General features: G+C 70.1%; 1 protein-coding gene. It reads left to right on the top strand.

The features are described from left to right. On the top strand, positions 1-462 hold a 462-nt coding region (locus tag ACU8YE_RS25020), incomplete at both ends, for a hypothetical protein (RefSeq protein WP_446930246.1).

The raw sequence follows: 462 nt of genomic DNA on the forward strand, positions 1-462 counted from the left end.
GTGCTGCTCGGGGCCGCGCTGCCCCTTCCGGCGTTGGCGCAATCGCCGACCAATCTCGCCGCCCTGCGGGGGCTCGCGCCGGTGGCCCGCCTGCAGGCAACCCCGGCGGGACGGGCGGCCCTCGACGCGAACCTGAAAGTGACCGGCGACATCCAGTCCGGTGCCCAGAAGCAGCCGACCCTGCTGCCGTTCCCCGAGCAGCAGCAGCTCGCGCTGCGGGACTGCTTCATCACCGACGGAAACGCCAGCGGGCTCGCCGACGGCCTCGGCACGGCGCTCGCCGACGCCTATCAGGCCAAGGCGCGCTACAGCGACTACAAGACCTTCACCAGCGCCGCGCCGGCGATCGCCGACCTGATCGGCTACACCAACAACGTCACCAAGTCGGATTCGAATTCCGGCAAGTACTTCTTCGCCAACGCGACCACGAACGGCAAGCACCCGGTCTCCGCCGAAGCCGCC

The organism is Ralstonia sp. VS2407 (genome assembly GCF_052950655.1).